General features: G+C 70.3%; 25 protein-coding genes. 9 read left to right on the top strand and 16 right to left on the bottom strand.

The annotated features are described in order from the left end of the window. The 16 genes from AB0D27_RS33120 to AB0D27_RS33045 all read right to left on the bottom strand — a co-directional run. The coding region (locus tag AB0D27_RS33120; protein WP_279617129.1) for a biotin carboxylase N-terminal domain-containing protein at positions 1 to 98 on the bottom strand (98 nt) is incomplete at its 3' end. Positions 99 to 142: 44 nt separating this feature from the next. Then, the gene (locus AB0D27_RS33115; RefSeq protein WP_362516075.1) at positions 143 to 352 is read right to left on the bottom strand and encodes an acyl-CoA carboxylase subunit epsilon; all 210 of its coding nucleotides are present in this window, start codon (positions 350 to 352) and stop codon (positions 143 to 145) included. Between the two features lie 5 nt (positions 353 to 357). Then, the gene (locus tag AB0D27_RS33110) at positions 358 to 1,908 is read right to left on the bottom strand and encodes an acyl-CoA carboxylase subunit beta (protein ID WP_362516073.1); all 1,551 of its coding nucleotides are present in this window, start codon (positions 1,906 to 1,908) and stop codon (positions 358 to 360) included. Positions 1,909 to 1,928: 20 nt separating this feature from the next. Further along, positions 1,929 to 2,900 carry an ACP S-malonyltransferase gene (gene fabD / locus AB0D27_RS33105; protein ID WP_362516072.1) on the bottom strand — a complete coding sequence of 324 codons (972 nt, stop codon included), beginning with the start codon at positions 2,898 to 2,900 and terminating at the stop codon, positions 1,929 to 1,931. A gap of 206 nt (positions 2,901 to 3,106) precedes the next feature. Further along, positions 3,107 to 3,676, bottom strand: coding sequence for a hypothetical protein (locus AB0D27_RS33100; RefSeq protein WP_362516071.1), 570 nt, complete (start codon positions 3,674 to 3,676; stop codon positions 3,107 to 3,109). Positions 3,677 to 4,199: 523 nt separating this feature from the next. Further along, positions 4,200 to 4,958 (bottom strand): 4'-phosphopantetheinyl transferase superfamily protein, encoded by a 759-nt coding sequence (locus AB0D27_RS33095; protein WP_362516069.1) that lies wholly within the window; start codon positions 4,956 to 4,958, stop codon positions 4,200 to 4,202. Next, positions 4,939 to 5,376 carry a DUF3995 domain-containing protein gene (locus AB0D27_RS33090; protein ID WP_362516067.1) on the bottom strand — a complete coding sequence of 146 codons (438 nt, stop codon included), beginning with the start codon at positions 5,374 to 5,376 and terminating at the stop codon, positions 4,939 to 4,941. The genes AB0D27_RS33095 and AB0D27_RS33090 overlap by 20 nt, the downstream gene beginning before the upstream one ends. Then, complete coding sequence (gene fabG, locus AB0D27_RS33085; protein WP_362516065.1) at positions 5,376 to 6,122, bottom strand: 3-oxoacyl-[acyl-carrier-protein] reductase; 747 nt, start codon at positions 6,120 to 6,122, stop codon at positions 5,376 to 5,378. Before fabG ends, AB0D27_RS33090 begins: the two co-directional genes overlap by 1 nt. After that, positions 6,115 to 6,624, bottom strand: a complete 510-nt coding sequence (locus tag AB0D27_RS33080; RefSeq protein WP_362516063.1) for a beta-hydroxyacyl-ACP dehydratase — start codon at positions 6,622 to 6,624, stop codon at positions 6,115 to 6,117. The genes fabG and AB0D27_RS33080 overlap by 8 nt, the downstream gene beginning before the upstream one ends. After that, a complete protein-coding gene (locus AB0D27_RS33075; RefSeq protein WP_362516062.1) occupies positions 6,621 to 7,007 on the bottom strand; it encodes a hypothetical protein in 387 nt (128 codons plus the stop codon). Before AB0D27_RS33075 ends, AB0D27_RS33080 begins: the two co-directional genes overlap by 4 nt. A gap of 7 nt (positions 7,008 to 7,014) precedes the next feature. Beyond that, positions 7,015 to 7,995: a beta-ketoacyl synthase N-terminal-like domain-containing protein gene (locus AB0D27_RS33070; protein WP_362516060.1), complete on the bottom strand. Its 981-nt coding sequence runs from the start codon at positions 7,993 to 7,995 to the stop codon at positions 7,015 to 7,017. After that, on the bottom strand, positions 7,992 to 9,185 hold the full coding sequence (locus tag AB0D27_RS33065; protein WP_362516058.1) for a beta-ketoacyl-[acyl-carrier-protein] synthase family protein: 1,194 nt from the start codon (positions 9,183 to 9,185) through the stop codon (positions 7,992 to 7,994). The genes AB0D27_RS33070 and AB0D27_RS33065 overlap by 4 nt, the downstream gene beginning before the upstream one ends. 72 nt (positions 9,186 to 9,257) lie before the next feature. Then, entirely contained in the window at positions 9,258 to 9,635 is a 378-nt protein-coding gene (locus tag AB0D27_RS33060) for a DsrE family protein (protein ID WP_362516057.1), read from the bottom strand. Then, positions 9,635 to 10,039, bottom strand: coding sequence for a hypothetical protein (locus AB0D27_RS33055; RefSeq protein WP_362516055.1), 405 nt, complete (start codon positions 10,037 to 10,039; stop codon positions 9,635 to 9,637). Before AB0D27_RS33055 ends, AB0D27_RS33060 begins: the two co-directional genes overlap by 1 nt. After that, entirely contained in the window at positions 10,039 to 10,365 is a 327-nt protein-coding gene (locus tag AB0D27_RS33050; protein WP_362516054.1) for a DsrE family protein, read from the bottom strand. Before AB0D27_RS33050 ends, AB0D27_RS33055 begins: the two co-directional genes overlap by 1 nt. 6 nt (positions 10,366 to 10,371) lie before the next feature. Beyond that, a complete protein-coding gene (locus tag AB0D27_RS33045; protein WP_362516052.1) occupies positions 10,372 to 11,349 on the bottom strand; it encodes a thioesterase family protein in 978 nt (325 codons plus the stop codon). Positions 11,350 to 11,572: 223 nt separating this feature from the next. Here AB0D27_RS33045 and AB0D27_RS33040 point away from each other — a divergent pair, with 223 nt between their 5' ends. The 9 genes from AB0D27_RS33040 (at position 11,573) to AB0D27_RS33000 (ending at position 18,824) form a co-directional block, all read left to right on the top strand. After that, the gene (locus AB0D27_RS33040; protein WP_362516050.1) at positions 11,573 to 12,865 is read left to right on the top strand and encodes a beta-ketoacyl synthase N-terminal-like domain-containing protein; all 1,293 of its coding nucleotides are present in this window, start codon (positions 11,573 to 11,575) and stop codon (positions 12,863 to 12,865) included. Then, positions 12,862 to 13,806, top strand: coding sequence for a beta-ketoacyl synthase N-terminal-like domain-containing protein (locus AB0D27_RS33035; RefSeq protein ID WP_362516048.1), 945 nt, complete (start codon positions 12,862 to 12,864; stop codon positions 13,804 to 13,806). The genes AB0D27_RS33040 and AB0D27_RS33035 overlap by 4 nt, the downstream gene beginning before the upstream one ends. 11 nt (positions 13,807 to 13,817) lie before the next feature. Further along, the gene (locus tag AB0D27_RS33030) at positions 13,818 to 14,066 is read left to right on the top strand and encodes an acyl carrier protein (RefSeq protein WP_362516046.1); all 249 of its coding nucleotides are present in this window, start codon (positions 13,818 to 13,820) and stop codon (positions 14,064 to 14,066) included. A gap of 33 nt (positions 14,067 to 14,099) precedes the next feature. After that, positions 14,100 to 15,731 (top strand): MFS transporter, encoded by a 1,632-nt coding sequence (locus AB0D27_RS33025; protein WP_362516044.1) that lies wholly within the window; start codon positions 14,100 to 14,102, stop codon positions 15,729 to 15,731. 6 nt (positions 15,732 to 15,737) lie between these two features. Next, positions 15,738 to 16,205 (top strand): SRPBCC family protein, encoded by a 468-nt coding sequence (locus AB0D27_RS33020; RefSeq protein WP_362516042.1) that lies wholly within the window; start codon positions 15,738 to 15,740, stop codon positions 16,203 to 16,205. Continuing rightward, a complete protein-coding gene (locus AB0D27_RS33015; RefSeq protein WP_362516041.1) occupies positions 16,202 to 17,221 on the top strand; it encodes an SDR family oxidoreductase in 1,020 nt (339 codons plus the stop codon). Before AB0D27_RS33020 ends, AB0D27_RS33015 begins: the two co-directional genes overlap by 4 nt. Before the next feature lie 53 nt (positions 17,222 to 17,274). Next, a complete protein-coding gene (locus AB0D27_RS33010; protein ID WP_362516039.1) occupies positions 17,275 to 17,523 on the top strand; it encodes an acyl carrier protein in 249 nt (82 codons plus the stop codon). After that, on the top strand, positions 17,520 to 18,449 hold the full coding sequence (locus AB0D27_RS33005; protein ID WP_362516037.1) for a hypothetical protein: 930 nt from the start codon (positions 17,520 to 17,522) through the stop codon (positions 18,447 to 18,449). The genes AB0D27_RS33010 and AB0D27_RS33005 overlap by 4 nt, the downstream gene beginning before the upstream one ends. A gap of 123 nt (positions 18,450 to 18,572) precedes the next feature. After that, positions 18,573 to 18,824, top strand: coding sequence for an acyl carrier protein (locus tag AB0D27_RS33000; RefSeq protein WP_362516035.1), 252 nt, complete (start codon positions 18,573 to 18,575; stop codon positions 18,822 to 18,824). Positions 18,825 to 18,831 lie beyond the last annotated feature (7 nt).

The following is an 18,831-nucleotide window of genomic DNA, read 5'->3' as shown; positions in this document are numbered from 1 at the left end:
TCCGCATACACGGCAACGCTCGCGATCCCGGCATCCCGGCACGCCCGGGCCACGCGGACAGCGATTTCGCCACGGTTGGCGATGAGCACCTTGCGTATCGAGAGCACTCGCGTCTCGCGCCCGCCCACCGCGGGTCCGCTTGTCATCGGTGCGACCTCCAGGAGCCGGCCTGGGGACAGGAGCCACGGTACGCCCGGTCCCAGCCTGCGCGGCCAGGATGCGGTTCCACCGGTTCCGGAGTGCTCCGGCCGCTGCCGATGAGCGCGCCGATCAGGGCCGCGAGGTCCTCCGGGTCCGGATTGCCCCGGACGACCGTCAAGTGCGGAGTCACCCGCGGATCAAGTGTCGTCATCGCCATCACACCGGCGGGTTGCCGTGCTTGCGCGACGGCAGGTCGACGTGTTTGGTACGGAGCATCGCCAGCGAGCGGATCAGGACCGAGCGGGTCTCCGCCGGGTCGATCACGTCGTCCACGAGGCCGCGTTCGGCCGCGTAGTACGGGCCCATCAGCTCGGTCTCGTACTCCTTGATCTTCTGGGCGCGCACCGCGTCCGTGTTGTCGGCGGCCGCGATCTCCTTGCGGAAGATGACATTGGCGGCGCCCTCGGCACCCATCACCGCGATCTCGTTCGACGGCCAGGCCAGCGACAGGTCTGCGCCGATGGAACGCGAGTCCATGACGATGTAGGCGCCGCCGTAGGCCTTCCGCAGGACCAGTGAGACGCGGGGGACCGTGGCGTTGCAGTAGGCGTAGAGCAGTTTGGCGCCGCGCCGGATGATGCCGTCGTGCTCCTGGCCGACGCCCGGCAGAAAGCCGGGCACATCCACCAGGGTGACGAGGGGGATGTTGAACGCGTCGCAGAACTGGACGAAGCGTGCCGCCTTCTCGGAGGCCTCGATGTCGAGGACGCCGGCCATGCTGCCGGGCTGATTGGCGACGATGCCGGTGACGTGGCCGTCGAAGCGGCTCAGCGCGCAGAGGACATTGGTCGCCCATCCCTCGCTGATCTCGAAGTACTCGCCGTCGTCGACGATCTCCCCGATCACCTTGCGCATGTCGTAGGAGCGGCTGGGGTCGGCCGGTACCAGGCCGATGAGTGCCTCGGCGCTGCGGGTCGGCGAGTCCGCCGTCGGCGCCCTGGGGGGCAGTTCACGGTTGTTGGAGGGCAGCAGCGAGAGCAGATAGCGGACCTCTTCGAGGCACTGCTCCTCGTCGTCGTACGCGAAGGCCGCGACACCGGACGTGCTCGCGTGGACGTCGGCGCCGCCGAGCTCGTTCTGGGTCACCCGCTCCCCGGTGACCGCCTGCACCACATCGGGGCCCGTGATGAACATCTGCGAGGTGCCGCGCACCATGAAGACGAAATCGGTCAGCGCGGGCGAGTACGCGGCGCCGCCGGCGCAGGGTCCCAGCATCACGCTGATCTGTGGGATCACCCCGGAGCAGCGGGTGTTGCGGCGGAAGATGCCGCCGTAGCCGGCGAGGGCTGTGACGCCTTCCTGGATACGGGCGCCCGCGCCGTCGTTCAGCGAGACCAGCGGGGCCCCCGCGACCTCGGCGAGGTCCATCACCTTCTGGATCTTCTGGGCGTGCGCTTCGCCGAGTGCGCCTCCGAAGACCCGGAAGTCGTGGGCGTACAGGAAGACCGTGCGGCCGTGGACCGTGCCCCAGCCGGTGATCACGCCGTCGGAGTAGGGGCGGCGCTGCTCCATGCCGAAGCCGGTCGCCCGGTGCCGGCGGAGCGCCTCGATCTCGGTGAACGAGCCCTCGTCGAGGAGCAGTTCGATCCTTTCGTGCGCCGTCAGCTTGCCCTTGGCGTGCTGGCGTTCGGTGGCGGCCGGGTCGGGTCCCCGCCGGACCAGGCCCTTCAGCTCGGTCAGTTCGTCCAGCCGGCTGCTCAGGTCCATTGTCGTGTCCCCCCTGCCCTTCATGCCGCGGCTCCCGGCACAGCGGCCTCGCGGCCGGCGAGCGCGAGGGTCTTGGCGAGCCTGCGCGTGTCATGCGTCGGATGGACCGGCACTTCGGATGCGATCCGCCGGCACAGTCCGGAGAGCACCTGGCCCGGGCCGACTTCCACGAACACTTCGGCCCCGGCGCCCATCAGCGCGCGCACGGCGCCGGTCCAGCGCACCCGGCCGGCGAGCTGGCGGCGCAGGCAGCCGCGTATCTCGTCGGCGGTGGTGACCAGGTCCGCGGTGACCCCCGAGATCACCGGCACCTGGGGGGCACACAGCTCGACCCCGGCGAGTTCGGCCGCGAACTCCTCCTCGATTGCTGCCATCAGACTGGAATGGAAGGGAGCGCCCACGTCCAGGACGACCGCCCTGACGGCACCCGCGTCCTGTGCGTCCCGGCACAGCCGCTCGACCGCGGCCTCCCGCCCGGAGACGACAACCTGCCCCGGCTCGTTGTCGTTGGCCACTTCGACCGCCTGGCCGGTCTCCTCGGCGGCGTGCGCGCAGAGGGCTTCCACGGTGGCCAGATCCAGACCGAGGACCGCCGCCATCCGGCCGGGCACCTGTGCGTTGACCGCGGCCATGAGCTCGCCCCGGCGGCGTACCAGACGCAGTGCGTCGGTCCAGTCGAGTACGCCCGCGCTCACCAGGGCCGTGTACTCGCCGAGGCTGTGCCCCGCCACCAGGTCCGGCTCGAGGCCGTGCTCGCGCAGGACGTGCAGGGTGGCGACGCTGGTCAGAAAGACCGCGGGCTGGGTGATGGAGGTGTCCCGCAGCGACTGCTCGGGGCCTTGCCAGCAGAGCGTGGACAGCGGGAGGCCGAGGATGTCGTCGGCCGTTCGGTAGTAGGTGTCCAGCAGGTCCGGCCACTGCTCCAGCAGATGGAGCCCCATGCCCACCCGCTGGGACCCCTGGCCGGGGAAGACGAGTGCGGTCTTTCCCATCACGGGCACACCCCTTTCAAGGGAGTCGGTTCATGCGTCGGACGCTAGGCACCCGGGACAGGCCCGGACCGCGCGATGACCGCAAACTGACAGCGGGACCGAATGGCTCTGTTGAATGGGCGACTTGAATGTCATGTTGTTGCGTTCAAGCCACCGAAGAGCAACCGGAGAGCCAAATGGGGCGTCGGGAGGCAGTCAGTGCGTAGTCAGCCCGCCTGCTTCTCCTGGCCGCGTTCGGTCGTCCGCAGGAGTCCCGCTTCGGCGGCGAAGACGCCGGCCTGGAATCGGGAGTTGGCGCCCAGGATGCGCATGATCTCCGCCACATGCCGACGGTAGGTGCGTACGGACATCGACAGCTCGCGGGCCGCGACTTCGTCGATGTACCCCTCGCGCAGGCAGATGAGTATTTCCTGGGGGAATTCGTGTCGGATCCGATCCAGAGGCAACGGAACCGAACGTTTCCACGCATCGGCGAACAGGGCGTTAAAGGCCTGGACCACAGCCGGCGCGCGCACCAGGGCAGCATGCGAGGTGTGCTCCGAGATGTGCCGTGTCAGCACGGTGCGCCCGTCGATGATGACGGCCCCGTGCAGCGCCGCGTCGGTGACCCGGATCTCCAGGCCGTGCCGCGTGGGCTTCAGATCGAGCAGCCCGAACCGCTCCACCGCGGACTGCGATCCGAGTACGTGGATACGGACGCCACCTGGCGTCTCCTTCGGGGCCCGGGAGAGCACGAAGGCCAGCACCCCGGCCCCGGAGCGGTCCGAGGGCAGCACGACATCCACCCGCCGCTCGGCCTGGCCCAATTGGTCCGCCAGCGCCTGAAGTGCCGTCCGGGTGTCTTGTGTTGTGGTGAGCAGTGGTTGACTTTCCGTCGACGAGGGCCTGTTCTGTGAAAAGACCGAGTCGATGAGCGAGCGAATCTCCAGAAGCGCGCTTTCCGCCTCGCCGCTGGATTCTGAAGCGAATTCCCCATGATTGGACACGGTCCGTACATCCCCCGATGACGCGGAACGGCGACAAGGGGTGCCCGAAGAGTGGGGCTCCCCCGTCGCCCAATCCCGGCTTTGGCCCGATGAAACTATTGATCACGCTTAGTCGAGTCCAACACTACATTGGCGCGAACTGAGCAGTCAACGTGCCTTATTTTGATGAGAGTTGAACCAGTCTCGGGGGTGAAATATGAGGATTGTTCAAATTGCTGGAGAACCGCCGCCGACCCGCCCCGGACCTTGGGCTATGCGCTTGCGGTGAACTGAATTCCGCTTCCCGAACACGCCGGACCGTACTCCCGTTCGGTCAGGGAGTGGCGCAGAATTTACGTGGCCTTTCCCACAACCGAACCCCGTTGCCGCCGTGTTCCCCGGGGAAGGCGATCGCGGCCACCAGGGGTGCGGGAAGCACCAGATCCTCTATCAGCCAGGGGCGCTCGCGCCCTGGAAGTCCGGCCGTCACACGCGCGGACCCCGGCTGTTCGGGCTGGACGTCCAATTCGTCCAGTGGCCTGACGATTCCCGTTCCGACGGCCTTCAGGACGGCTTCCTTCCGGGTCCAGGAGCGGAAGAAGAGTGCGCCGCGGTCGCCGGGCCCGGCCGCGGCCAGCACCGCACGCTCGCGTACGGTCAGCGCCTTGCCGCCGACCGTGTCCAGGTCGAGGGGACGGCACTCCTCCACATCGACGCCGACGGGGAAACCGGCGACGGCGAGGAGGCCGTGCCCCGAGGTGTGGGAAAGGCTGATCCGCAGCGGCGTATCCGGGTGCAGCAGGGCGGGCGGCCCGTGCTCCAAGTCACCGCAGTCGGGGCACGGCAGCCGGCCGAGCGGGACCGACCGCGGCTCCGTTCCCAGCATCTCGCCGAGGAGTTCACGCACGACCCCGCGGCCGGTCACGAACGCGGCGGAGCGCGCCGGATCCTTGATCCTGGCGGCCCGCTCCCGCTCGGCGCGGCTGAGCGTCGTAGCGTCCGGGGCGCCGGCGTCGTCCGGGGTCCCCGTCCGCCAGCGCCACACCTGGACGCCGCCACGGGCGATGTGCTGCTCAGCGCTTACTGGCGGCAACCGCGACCACCCCGCCGAGCAGTCCGAGCGCCACGCACAGCGGCGAGTACAGGGCGGTGTTCCATTGCTGGAATTCGTTGGTGGCCCCCGAGTTCAGCAGGAAGCCGCCGAAGCCCCGGCCGAGCAGGACGAGGGCGAGAGCGTAGCTGCCCAGGGTGCGCAGCCAGCCGGGGCCGATCTCCGGGATGGTCTCGTTGACCATCAGGGTGAGCACGGCGCCCGCGATGAGCGCGAGACCGACCAGCGCGGACAGTGCGGGCGGCGGCATCCTGCCGTCGTCGCTGCCGAGGACCGTCCTGGTGAAGGACACCTTGTCGCCCAGCGGCCAGGGCGAGAACGCCCAGATGAGGTGCAGACCGCCGATCGCCACCAGGGCCGCCGTCAATGCCGCCGGCACGGCGGTCCGGATGAGGGCCATCAGAGCACGATCCCGCCGTCGATCTGGACCACGGACCCGGTGATGTACCCGGCCCGGTCCGAGGACAGGTACGAGACCAGGTCCGCGACCTCGTCGGCGGTGCCCATCCGGCCCAGCGGCACGCCCGAGACCATCTTGCGCGCGTATTCCGGGTCCAGCCCCGAGACCATGTCCGTCTCGATGAACCCTGGCGCGACGGCGTTGACCCGGATCCCGTACCGCCCGACCTCCTTGGCCAAGGACTTGGTGAAGCCGATGATCCCCGCCTTGGTGGCGGCGTAGTTGGTCTGCGACGGGATGCCGTAGACACCCGCCACCGAGGAGAGCGTGACGATGGATCCGGAGCGGCGCTTGAGCATGTCGAAGGCGACGGCGCGGCACACGTTGTAGGTGCCGGTGAGATTGACGTCGACGACCTCGTTCCACTGCTCGTCGGTCATCAGCAGCAGCGGGTTGTCCCGGACGATCCCGGCCGAAGTGACCAGGACGTCGATGGGGTCGAGCTGCTCGTTGACCTGCTTGACGAGATCCCGTACCGAATCGGCGGACGAGACATCGGCCTGTACGGCGAGAATCCGGGTGCCGTGCCGGGACGCCTCCTTGCGCACCTCGTCGGCCGCCGCCGACCGGGAGGAGTAGCAGAAGGCGACGTCGAGGCCGTCCTGGGCGAGGCGCAGGACACAGGCCCGGCCGATGCCCCGGGAGCCTCCGGTGACCAGGGCCACCCTGGGGGTCGGTTCAGGCATGGGTCAGCTCTCCTTCGGATGTGTTCTCCTCGCCCGCGGCCAGTTCGCCGCCCGGACGCATGGTGATGACGATCGAGCCGACGGTCAGCACGGGCTCACCGTCCAGCAGGCTCTCGCCCTCGAAGATCAACGTCGTGCCGACGCTGCGTACATGCCGCACCCGGTGCTCGACCAGGCTCCCGGGGAGCACCCGGCCGTGCACCTGGATGCCGCTGATCGAGCCGAAGAGCATGACCAGGTCCGCCAGTTCCTCGGGGCCGACCTGCTCCCACAGGGCGAGCACCCCGGCGGCCTGGCACCAGGACTCCACCAGGAGGGCGACCGGATAGCCGTGCTCGGCGTCGGTGGCGTGGTCGGGGACCTCCGCGTACCAGGGCTCGTTGGCGGTGACCGCCTTGACCGCGGTGAGGCTCTGCCCCGGTTCGATGGCGGTGACCCGGTCGACGAGCAGCATCGGATAGCGGTGCGGCAGCGTCTCCTTGAGCCGGCTGATGCTGATCACGCGGTCTCCTCCAGTACGTAGCCGAGGCGGACCTGGGCGGTCTTGCCGCGTGCGGTGGACAGGGCCGCGTACGCCTTCCAGGCGCCGGACTTGAGCTTCCACTCCAGCTCGACGGTGACCTCGTCACCGGGGAAGACGGGGCTGAGGAAACGCACCGACTCCACGGCGGCCAGCAGCGGCCGCCCCTCGGCGGGCGGGTGGGCCAGGGCCGCATGGTGGACGGTCTCGATCAGGCAGACCCCGGGGAAGATCGGGAAGTCCGGGTAGTGGCCGCGGAAGACCTGTTCGTCCGCGCCCACGGTCAGCCGGGCGGTGGCCCCGGTGGGGCGCCGCTCCAGGATCTGGACGGTGCGGTTCAGGGGGGTGGCGAATGCCACGGTCATGGCGGGCTCAACTCCTTTCGTACGGTGAGTGGTTCATGAAGGCGACACTGTCGGCGCGTGCCGGGACCACATGGGCGACCGAGACGTTGCCCTGTGCGGCGGCCCCGATCACCAGCTGCTCGGCGGAGGCCTCCCGCAGCAGACCCGCGACCAGCAGGGCCGGCCCGAGGCAGCCGGCGCCGGCCGGGATCCTGGTCACCGTCTCGCCCAGCGCGCCCGCGACCGCGCCGGTCACGGCGTCGTCCCCGCCGACGAGCCACACCTCGGGACGCCCGCGGGTCAGGCCGAGGGCCGCGACAGCCGCCGCGAGCAGCCGCTCGGCCTGCGCCCGGCCCCGGGGCGAGTCCGCCACCGGCGGCGGCAGCAGGAAGCTGCGCACCCGCACCCGGCCATGGGCCCGGCCGCCGCGCGCCGCGACCGCCTCGGCCCGCTCGACCACCAGGGCCACGGCCCCGTCCTCGCTGTCCACGGCGCCGGGCTCGGACCAGTCGAGCGGCGACTCGGCGGCGCCGGCGAGCAGCCAGCGGGCGCGTTCGGCGCGCAGCGCCCGTACGCCGTGCTGCACGGCTTCGAGACCCGCCACCCGGGGACTGTGCACGCCCAGGCTGAAGCCCTTCAGGCCGTGCTCCATGGCCACCCTGGAGCCGACCAGGTTGACCGAGAAGTACGGGACCGTGGCCGGACTGAGCAGCGTCGAGTCACCCTCGATCACGGTGCGGTCGAACTCGCCCTGCAGCTCGGACATGCCGTTGTTGGTTCCGACGGTGATCGCCCGCTGGTGTTCGGGGACATCCGCGAGTTCCGCGCCCGTGTCGGTCAGGGCCCGCGCGGTGGCCGCGAGCAGGTACTGGCTGGCCTTGGGAAGGTATTTGTAGCCACGGCCCAGCTCGGCGCGGTGGTCGAACCAGCCCTTCGTGCGCTCGCCCAGGGGGTCGAGCGCGGCCCGGGTGACCACGCCGATGCCGGTCACCAGCAGATCAGCGGTCATCGCGGCTCACCCCGCAGCAGGAGGGACATGTTGTTACCGCCGAAGGCATAGGAGTTGACCATCGCGGTCCGGCCGGCCGGGGTGGTCGAGGACGCGGGGACATGCACCGGGCAATCCGGGTCGGGCGTGGCGACCGGCAGGTTGGGCGCCAGGAAGCCGTGGTGCAGGAAGAGCGCGGCGGCGACCGTGCCGAGGCCGCCGGACGCGCCGCCCGTGTGCCCGATCAGCGCCTTGAGGCTGTAGAGCGGCAGCCCGCGGGTCCGCTCGCCGAAGACCTGGTACATGGCCTGGGTCTCGATGAGGTCGTTGAGCTTGGTGCCGGTGGCGTGCGGGACGACGAAGTCGACCTCGTCGGGTGTGGTGTCCCCTTCCGCCAGGGCGTCGCGCATGGCCCGTACGATCTGGGTGCCGTCCGGGTCGAGACCGGTCGCGTGATACGCCTCGCAGCTCCAGCCCGAGCCGGTCAGCGTCGCGTACACCCGGGCGTCGCGGGCCCGCGCCGTCTCGGCACGTTCCAGTACGACCGCGCCCGCGCCCTCGCCGAGCACGGTACCGCCGCGGGTCTTGTCGAAGGGCCGGCAGCTCGCCGGGTCGAGGGCGCCCACCTGGTTGAAGGCCGCGTGCGCGACCCTGGAGTAGGTCTCGAAGCCGCCGACGACGACGACGTCGGCCTCCCCGGCACGGATCATGTCGGCGCCGATGGCCATTGAATAGCCGCTGCCCGAGCAGGCGTTGCTCAAGGTGCTGGCCGCGCCGTCCGTGCCCAGCTCACGGGCGACGACGGACGCGGTGGAGAACACGGGGGTCCAGCGGTCGTCGGCGGGGAAGGACTTGCTGCCGCGCCACCGCTCGATGACATACGCGTCCGCGATGGAGGTTCCCATCACGACGGAGGTACGGCCGCCCGTGAGCCCGGCCCCGGTGAGTCCGGCGTCGGCCACCGCCTCCCGTGCCACGCTCAGTGCCGCCCTGGTGGCATCCCCGACCGTGTACCCGTCGACCTCGGCGGGCTCGGGGGACAGGGCACCCTCGGGCAGGAAGTAGAAGTCCCGGATGGGCACATGGGCCAGCGGATCGGCGGCCCGGACCGGCCTGGGCGGGGCAGGGTGGAGCAGCCCCTGCCAGAACCTGTCCGCCCCCGCGCCGAGGTGGCACAGGGCCCCCAGGCCGGTGATGACGACTTCGGTCACCGTCTGTTCTCCCTCTGTGTGTGTGGTGGTGTGGTGAGGTGGGCGGGGCGGGATGGAGAAGGGCTGGGCGGGCTAGAGGAAGAAGATCCGGTCGTACTCGGGCCAGCGGGCCGCGAACTCACCCGCGGCCACCGGCTCGGCTCCGTCGATCAGCCGGTCCTCGCCCAGCCCGAGTGCCGCGAGGTCCTCGCGCTCCACCCGGATCCCGACGCCCAGATCGCGCAGCCGCAGCAGATCGGCGCGCGGCGCGTCGAGGGTCTCCACCAGCCGCTTGCCCACCAGGAACGGCTCCGGTGCCGGGCCGTCCACGGCATAGGTCACGGCCTCGCCGCGCAGCAGCACGTCCAGCCCGAGCTGCCGGTGGATCTCGATGCCGAGGAAGAGCGCGTCGAAGTAAGCCACTTCGACCGCGCCCCGGTAGGCGCGCTCCACGATCGCCAGCGAGGTCATCAGGCCACCCCCATGAACAGCGTCTTGGTGGCGGCATGGACATGGCCGCCGAAGGTGTGCGGCGCCCGCGTCCGCACCTCGGGGATGTGTCCGGTGGCGCCCCGGTGCTCGCCGCAGGCCCTGCACCCGAACCAGTGCAGCTGTCCGGGGAAGGCCTCCAGGAGATCGCGGATCAGCACGACCGTGGTCGGGTAACTGGCATGCCGGTCAAGGAGGTTGGCTGGCTTGCTCTCGCCGAGTGCTTCCTGGCTGAGCATGGTGCTGTAGCCGCAGGCCCAGACCTGGACGCTCGCACCGCGTTCGAGGAGTGCCTGCAGCAGCCGGAACACCGAGGTGGTGAGTTCTCCGGTGTGCGGGGGGCCCATCACGACGAGCAGGACATCCGTCCGTGGGGTGCGCCCCATCAGTGCCACACCACCCGGGTGTCGGCGGCCAGCAGCTCTTGCGCCACCTCGGCCATCTCGATCAGCCGGGCCTGCCGGGGAAGCTCCGCCGCCTCGAGACCGCGCTGGGCCAGCGCGTACCGGTCGACCCACAACTCCGCCCCGTGGCCGAGGACTTCGGAGAGGGCCGGCTGCGCGCCGGGCAGTGCGGCGGTGACGCCCTCCTGGACCAGCACAAGGCGGACCGGGTGTCCGGCGCGTGCCAGCGTGGCCGCATCGCTGAGAAACCGGGCGCCGGCCGGTCCCGACGCGGGTCCGGACGACTCGATCAGCACGAAGTCGGGCACGGTGGGTCACTCGCCCCGCAGGGCGGTCAGGACGTGCTCGTCGAAGGGGACGAGAGCCCAGTCCTTGCGGTTCTCGAACACCGCGTAGCCGTGCACGATCGTGCCGGTGGCGGTGGGAACGAGCTTGCCGTCACGGATGACGTAGCAGTCCATCCGCGAGGTGTAGGTGAGGTCCTTGAAGATGTCCTCGATGGTGAAGACGATGTGCAGCTCCTCCTCCATCAGCGCCTCGTCCAGGAAGCGGATCTTGGAGTGCGGGACCACGGGAATCCACTTGCGCTCGTCGAGGAGGGTCTTGATGGAGATGCCGCGATGGGCGACGAGGCGGTCCTTGGCCTCCTCCATCAGCCGCAGATAGCCGGACATCTGCAGGCGCTCGTTGTTGTGGCAGTACGGGTAAGAGATACGCCAGCGCCAGGCGACGGCGTTGCTGCCCTCGACGAGCTCCTTGAGCAGCGGATCGGTGTGGTGCGTGGCGGTCAGGCCGAGGTCGGCGCTCGGGACGAGCTCCGCGTCACGCACCGGCTCGGCGGTCGCGATCCGCTCGACGGTGTACGGGGCCAGCTCGGCCGGCACCGCGTTCGTCGGGTCCACATAGCGCTCACGGCGCAGCGCGACCCGCACCTTGGCGGTGACGTCCTTGTTCTTCCCGTCCTTGGAGAGGGAGACGGCGAAGGTCAGCCCCGTGCCGTCGCCGGTGGGGCGGACCGTGGCGGTGGCCGTCTCGTCCAGGTGGAAGGCGTTGAGGATGCGGGTGTCGAGCTCGGCGAGCTCCAGGCCCAGGCCGTACTCCTGGAACAGGGTGCGCGAGGGCAGGCCCGCGGCTCGGAAGTGCGCGAGTACGGCCTCTTCGACCAGGTAGTTGACGTGCTTGAAGCCGATCCAGGTGTTGATGTTGTTGCCCTCGTAGCGGGGGCGCACCTCGGTGTCGGTGGTCCTGGTGGTGAGCGCGGCCAGCTTTTCCGTGAGCGTCGTGAATGACATGCGAATTGCCCATTCCCTTTCCATGGTCCATGGCTCTGCGGACGGAAGAAAACGTAGGGGCAACTCCGAGTTCCGCCCGCGGCCTTGACAGCTTCCTGCAGGGGGTGCCCGGGGTTCCGCACCAGGGGCTTTCAGGTTCCTGCCGGTTCCCCGTCGCCAGGGATTCCGCGGCCTAGTGTCCTGTCGAAAACACGGGGTTTCCGCAGACGGGGAGTTGTTCACGGTGACCGAGATCGCCATAACCGGCCTGGGCGTGGTCTGCCGGCTGGGCCGGGGCGTGGAGACGTTCTGGGCAGGGGTACGGGCAGGCGCCACCGCCGACGCCGACCGGGTACCGGATCCGGACCTTAAGGTTCCGCTGCCGCTGTACTACCTGGTGCCGGACGAAGACCCGGCGCCGGAGGGCACCGTGGGACCGGGACCAGGACCGCGGGACGCGGTGGAACCGGCGCCGCAGGACGCGGTGGGGTCCGCGCCGGAGAGCACCGTGGGACCGGCGCCACAGGACGCGGTGGCCCCGGCGCCGCGGGACTCCGTGGGCCCGGCCACCCGCTACACGCTCGAGGCCGGGCTCGAGGCCTGCGCCGATGCCCGGCTCGACACGGTGCCCGGGTCCCGTATCGCCGTGGTGATGGGGTCCAGCGTCGGAGATGCCCGGCAGGTCGAGCTGGCCCGGGCGGGACAGGTGCCGCCGGTCGCTGACGCCTCGCCACCCTTCACGCTGGCCTCGGCGCTCGCCGCCGAGATCGGCGCCGGGGCCGGGGCGGTCAATCTGAGCAACGCCTGCGCGGGCAGCGGTTACGCCATCGCGATGGGTGCGGAGATGATCCGCTCGGGCGAGGCCGATGTGGTCGTCGCGGGCGGGGCCGAGGCGTATTCCCGGGTGACCGTCGCCGCCTTCAACCAGATGGGCGCGCTCGCTCCCGACCGGCCGCGGCCCTTCGACCGGGACCGGGCCGGTGTCGTGCTCGGCGAGGGCGCGGGCGTCGTCGTACTGGAGTCCGCCGCGCATGCGAGGGCGCGTGACGCCCGGATGTACGCGACGCTCGCGGGCAGCGGCTGGAGCTGCGACGCCGCCCACCCCACCGCGCCCGATCCCTCCGGCGCCCAGGCCGGCCGGGCGATGCGGGCGGCCCTGGCCGAGGCCGGAGCCGGGCCCGGCGAGGTGCGGCTGATCGTGCCGCACGCGACCGGGACCAGGCTCAACGACAGCACCGAGTCGGCCGCCATGGGCGCGGTTTTCGGCGACCGGCTCGGCGCGATCCCGCTGCACAACCTCAAGGCGGTCGTCGGCCATCTCGCGGGCGGCGCTGGGGTGTTGGGCACGGTGCTCGCCGCCCTGTGCTTCCACCACGGGGCCGTGCCCGGCAATCCGCCGACGGCGGCGCCCGATCCCGGCTGCCCGGTGCGGCTGCCCACCGGTGAGACCGAGCTGAGCTCCGGGGTCGCGCTGGTGAACGCGTACGCCTTCGGCGGCAACAACATCTCGCTGGCCCTGACCGGAGCGCCCTCATGACCCAGTCGTTCGTCGTATCGGCCGTCGAGGCCGTCAACGCACCGCGGCCCGGCCGGTCCGGCTGGTTCGACCAGCGGGCCGAGCTCGGCCGCGGCTACCGCCATCTGCCGCCGTCCGCCCAGTACTTGCTGGCCGCGGTCAAGCGGGCGCTGGCCCAGCACGGCATCGGCGACGCGCTGCTCGCCGTCCCCGAGGAGCGGCGGGCGGTCGCGGTCGGCACCAACCACGCGGTGTCCGGTGTGCACGCGGAGATCGACGAGGCCACGGTCGCCGGCGAGGCGCACCTCCTGTCGCCGACCGCGGTCCCGTACTTCTCGCCGAACCTCATCGCGAGCCGGATCGCGATGGAGCACGCGCTGAAGGGCTTCAGTCTGGCCGTGCACACTCCGCGCACGGCGGGGCTCGAAGCACTGCAGGCGGGGCTGCGCGCACTGCGCTCGGGCCGCGCCGACTGGCTGCTGGCCGGGGCGACCGAGAGTCTCCCGCCGGAGTCGGACAAGGCAGCCGTGACCGTCTCGGGTGCGGCCGAGGACGGGGCGCTCGCCCTGGTCGTCGAGTCCGCACAGGCGGTGCGGGCCAGGGCCGGCCGGGCACTGGGTCGGGTCGAGGTGCGCTCGGTCTTCCTGCCGCCGCGCCGGGCGGCCGTCCCCGGGGAGGCGCGAGCGGTACTGACCGTGGCGCTCGCAGGACTGGGGATCCCGTACGCGTCCGGGCCACCGGTCCGGCTGATCGGTGACGGTTCTCCGGTCGCGCTGGCGGCTGCCGCCGCGCTGAACGCCGAGGCCGAACCCGCCGGCACCGGCTCCCTGAGCCCCGTCCGGGCCCTGACGGAGACCCTCACCGGCGGCACACGGGCCGGCGAAGGCCCCCGGCTGATCGTCACGGCCACCGCGGCGGGCCATGTGTGCGCCGCCCTCGTCACGCCCTCAACACCTGAGTGAAGGAAGCACAGATGACTACAGCGACCCTCGACAAGGAAGCCCTGCGCACCCTTGTCGCCGACGCCCTCGACGTCGAAATCGAGGACGTCACCGATGACGCCCTCTATATCGAGGATCTGGGCGTCGACTCGCTCATGGGCCTGGAAATCCTCGTCCAGCTGGAGAAGAAATTCGGCGTGAAGATCTCCGAGGCCGAATTCGGCGAGATCACCAACTTCGGCCAGACCTACGGCCTGCTTCTCGCAAAAGTCACCCGATGACCCCCCACGCCCGGTAACAGGAGAGCCCATTTCATGGATACACAAGAAGAAATCCCGGCGGCCGGTGGCGGATCCGCCACCGGGGGACGTGGCTGGACGCTGGCCGTGGTCTGCATCGCCACGTTCATGCTCATGCTCGACCTCACCGTCGTCAATGTGGCCCTGCCGGATCTGCGGGGCGCGCTGGACGCCGACTTCTCCGAGCTTCAGTGGGTCCTCGACTCCTACGCACTGACACTCGCCGCGTTCCTGCTCACCGGCGGCTCGCTCGCCGACCGGCTGGGCCGCAAGCGGGTCTTCGACATCGGTTTCGTCGTCTTCATCCTGGCCTCGCTGGGCTGCGGTGTCTCGCAGACCATCCTGCAGCTCAATCTCGCCCGTGGCCTGCAGGGCATCGGCGCCGCCGTGCTGTTCGCGGTCGGCCCCGCGCTGATCGGCCACGAGTACCGCGGCAAGGACCGCGGCAAGGCCTTCGGCGTCTTCGGCGGTGTGGTCGGTCTGGCGATCGCCTTCGGCCCGCTGATCGGCGGCGGGCTCACCGACGCACTGAGCTGGCGCTGGATCTTCCTCGTCAATGTGCCGATCGGCGCCCTGGCCCTGATCATCGGGGCACTGCGCATCCGCGAATCCCGCAACCCGGAGAGCCACCCCGTCGACTGGGCGGGCCTGGTGGTCTTCTCCAGCGCCCTCGGCCTGCTGGTGACGGGCTTCCTGCGCGGGCACGCGGAGGGCTGGACCAGTGCGCCGATCGTCGCGATGTTCGCCGGCTCCGCCGCGCTCCTGGTGCTCTTCGTCGTCATCGAGCGCCGTCGCGGTGCGGCCGCCATGCTCGATCTCTCGCTGTTCCGCATCCCCACGTTCAACGGGATGTCCGCTGCGGCGCTGCTGTGGAACTCCACCGTACTGAGCGCCATCTTCCTGCAGATCTCGTATCTGCAGAACGTGCTGGGCTTCAGTGCACTCGAGACCGGTGTGCGGTTCCTGCCGATGACCCTGACGCTGTTCGTCGTCGCGGGTGTGACCGGAATACTGACCGCCCGTGTCTCGCCCAAGCTGCTCGGTGTGCTCTCGGGCGGACTGATGGCGGCCGGCCTGAGCCTGGTCACCCTGGTGCGCCACGACAGCGAGTGGACCGTACTGCTGCCCAGCATGATCGTGGCCGGTGTCGGCATGGGTATCTACCAGCCGCTGCGGGCCGCGCTCTCGGTCGGTGTGGTGGAGCCCGACAAGGCGGGCATGGCCTCCGGGATCGGCGAGACCTTCCAGCAGGTCGGCGTCGCCCTGGGCATCGCCGTGTTCGGCGCGGTCTTCCAGAGCCGGGTCGCCGACGCGTTCGCCGCCTCGCCGGCCGCGGCTGAACCGGGCCCGAAGTCGGGGCAGTTCGGCGACGCCGTGTCGACGGGCGCCGCGGGCGAGATGGCCAAGACCCTGCCCCCGGGCCTCGCGGGGAAAGTCACCGAGGCCGCGCACGCCGCCTTCGTCGACGGCCTGCACGACGTACTGATCGCGTCCTCGGCCGTGACCGCCGTGGGCACCGTCATCGCCTTGCTGTGCATTCGCTCCAAGGACCTGCACGAGAGTGCCCGGGGCGACCAACTCACCGACCTCGACACCGAGTTCCGCGACCTTCCGGAGCTGGGTCTGTCACGGAACGCGAAGGACTGAGGGAACGTGCCCACCATAACCACCCGCCATACGACCGGGAAGGCTCCCGGCCGCATCTGGGCCGCGCTGCTCGACTGCGCGTCCATCCCCTCGTACATCCCCGAGGTCGCCGAGGCCGAGATCCTCGGCGAGGACGGCGATCGGCGGACCACCCGCTGGGCCGTGCTGCTCGGCGGGCCGCGCCTGGAATGGGTGGAGGAGGACTCCATCGACCATGAGCGGCGCCGGATCGACTTCCGCCAGACCGAGGGCCCGCTCTCCCGCTGCACCGGCCACTGGCAGATCGGAACGGACGGCCCGCTCACCACCGTCGAGCTGCACATCGACTTCGAGATCGGCATTCCGCTGATGGACGCCATGCTCGGCCCCATCGCCGAGCGGACCCTGCGCGGCCTCACCGAGTCCGTACTGGCCCGGATCGGCGAGCACAGCGCCGCGGGCCCGGCCGGCACAGCACCGAGGAGCACCCGATGAAGATCCTGCTGACCGGCTCCGGTGGCGTGGTGGGCAGCGAAGTCCTCGCACAGCTCGCCGAGTTCACGGAGGTCGCCGAGGTCACCTCGGTGACGCGGCGTCCGTCCCGGCCGGGAGAGATCGGCTGGGTGCTGGGCACCGAGCCCGCCCCCGAGGTGCTGCGGCAGCACTGGGACGCGGTGATCCACAGTGCCGCCTCCACCCGGTGGACGATGACCAAGGACGAGGCGATCACCGCCAATGTCCGCACCACGGAGGCGGTGCTCGACCTCGCCGACGCGGACACGCACGTGGTCCACATATCGACCGCGTACGTCGACGGACAGGAAGGCGCCGGCCAGGACGCCGAGTACGGCCAGTACCGCAACGGCTACGAGTGGTCGAAGGCCGAGTCCGAGAACGTCGTACGGACCCGGCATCCGGGACCGCTGACCATCGTGCGGCCCCCGCTGGTCTTCGGCCGCAGCACCGATGGCGCGATCGCCCGCCTCTCGGGCCCGTACGCGATGGTGCAGTCCCTGATCTCGGGCCTGGCGCCCGCACTGGTCGGCGACCCGGACGGCTTCATCGAGATCTCACCGGTGGACCAGGTCGCCGAGGTCATCGTGGCCGCCGCGCTGGGGACGCCGCCCGCCCAAGAGGTGGTGGAGACGATCGCCGCGGGCGAGGGCTGTCTGCGGGTGTCGGACATGGTCGCGGTCATCACCCGGACCATCAACGAATGGCGGGCCGAGCGCGGGGTAGGCCCGATCCCGCTCGCCCCCGTCATCCCCGCCGCCCACTGGCACCGCTTCTTCCTGCCGCTGTCCACGCCGCATCTCTCGGACGTGCAGCAGCGGGCCGTCGAACTGCTCAGCATGTTCGAGAGCTACACCAGCATCCCCGCCCCCTTCGAACCCACGAGGAAGGTCCAGGACCCGGCCGCCCTGCTGGCCCATTCGGTCCGCTGGTGGGCCGACGCGAAGCCCCGGCACGCGAAACGGCTGCCGGAGCCGTGGGAACTCATCGCGGCCTGAGCCACACCACCGCGGCATCTCACCCCATCGACACCTCAGTGAAGGAAGCACAGATGAGTACAGCGACCCTCGACAAGGAAGCCCTGCGCACCCTTGTCGCCGACGCCCTCGACGTCGAAATCGAGGACGTCACCGACGACGCCCTCTATATCGAGGACCTGGGCGTCGACTCGCTCATGGGCCTGGAAATCCTCGTCCAGCTGGAGAAGAAATTCGGCGTGAAGATCTCCGAGGCCGAATTCGGCGAGATCACCAACTTCGGCCAGACCTACGGCCTGCTCCTGGGGAAAGTATCGGGATGAGCGGCCACGACCGGTGCCGTTCGGTCCGTACGCCTTTCACGGTGGTACGGGCCGACGGCGCTTCCCACACCTGGGCGGTCGAGCTGCGACTCGACCCCGCCGAGCCCGTCTTCAACGGCCACTACCGGGGTTTCCCGATATTCGCCGGGGTCTTCCTCGTCGAAACGGCGCACCGGGCGGCACTCGACCGGCCTCCCGCCGACGCCCCCGGACTGCGCCTGGCCCGACTGGAATCGGCCCGCTTCCTGCACCCCGCCTATCCGGGCGACACCCTGACCTTCACCCTGCGCTGGACGCGGGACGCGGCGGGCTGGGTGTGCCGGGCGACCGCCGCCACCGAGCGGAACCCGGTGGCCAGGATCCGCCTGCGGTACGAGGACACGGGCGCCGCAGCCCCCCTCGCCCTGCCCGACTTCTCGGGGCCGCTCGAACTCCCCTCGGGCGTGGGGCCGTTGTCCCTGCCCGAGGTGATGTCCCGCATCCCGCACCGCGACGAGATGCTGCTGATCGACCGGGTGCTGACCTTCACCCCCGGTGAACAGGTCACGGCCGAGAAGGCGGTGACGTACGGCGAGCCGTGGTACCGGCATCTCGACGGCGAGGCGAAGGACCCGGCCGCGTACGCCTATCCCATCGGTCCGCTGATGGAGTCCTTCAACCAGGCCGCGGCGGTCCTCGCCACCGCCGGCAAGGCCAACACGGATGTGCTGGCCGAAGAGGTCCTGATGCTGGGCAGCTACACCCAACTGGCCTTCGGGGCACCGGTCTTCCCGGGCGACACCCTCGAACACTCCGTGCGCCTGGCCCGCACGATCGACGACATCCAGATCTTCGAGGGCGCCACCCGCGTCCGCGGCGAGGTCGTCCTCACCGTCAGTCAGGCCGTGCTCGCGCGCCGCCCCGCGGACCGCCTCCTGCAGGCCTGACGCGTTCACTGACAACTTCCTGCCGCTGCCGGGCCGAAGCCCTTTTCGGCGGTCGAGAATCAAGTAGCGGAAAGAAATCCGCGCACTGAATCCCAAGCGCATTCCGTCTCAAGGAGAAGAAGCATGTCTGCTCAGCTTGTCGAGCGCACCGAAAGCATCAAGGAAATCGTCTGCGACATCCTTGAGATCGAGGAGGACGAGGTCACACAGACCAGTCTGTTCAAGGAGGACCACAACGCGGACTCCCTGCGCGCGATCGAGATTCTGGCCGCTCTGGAGAAGCAGTTCAGCGTGGTCATCAACCAGAGCGAGCTGCCGCGCATGGTGAACATCGAGGGCGTCTACCAGGTCGTGGCCGAGGCCGCCGGCTGGTAGTCCGCGC

This window comes from Streptomyces sp. NPDC048415 (genome assembly GCF_040651675.1).
Classification (GTDB): domain Bacteria; phylum Actinomycetota; class Actinomycetes; order Streptomycetales; family Streptomycetaceae; genus Streptomyces.
The sequence above is the reverse complement of the archived record's forward strand: the minus strand, read 5'-3'. Positions and strand labels throughout refer to the sequence as shown.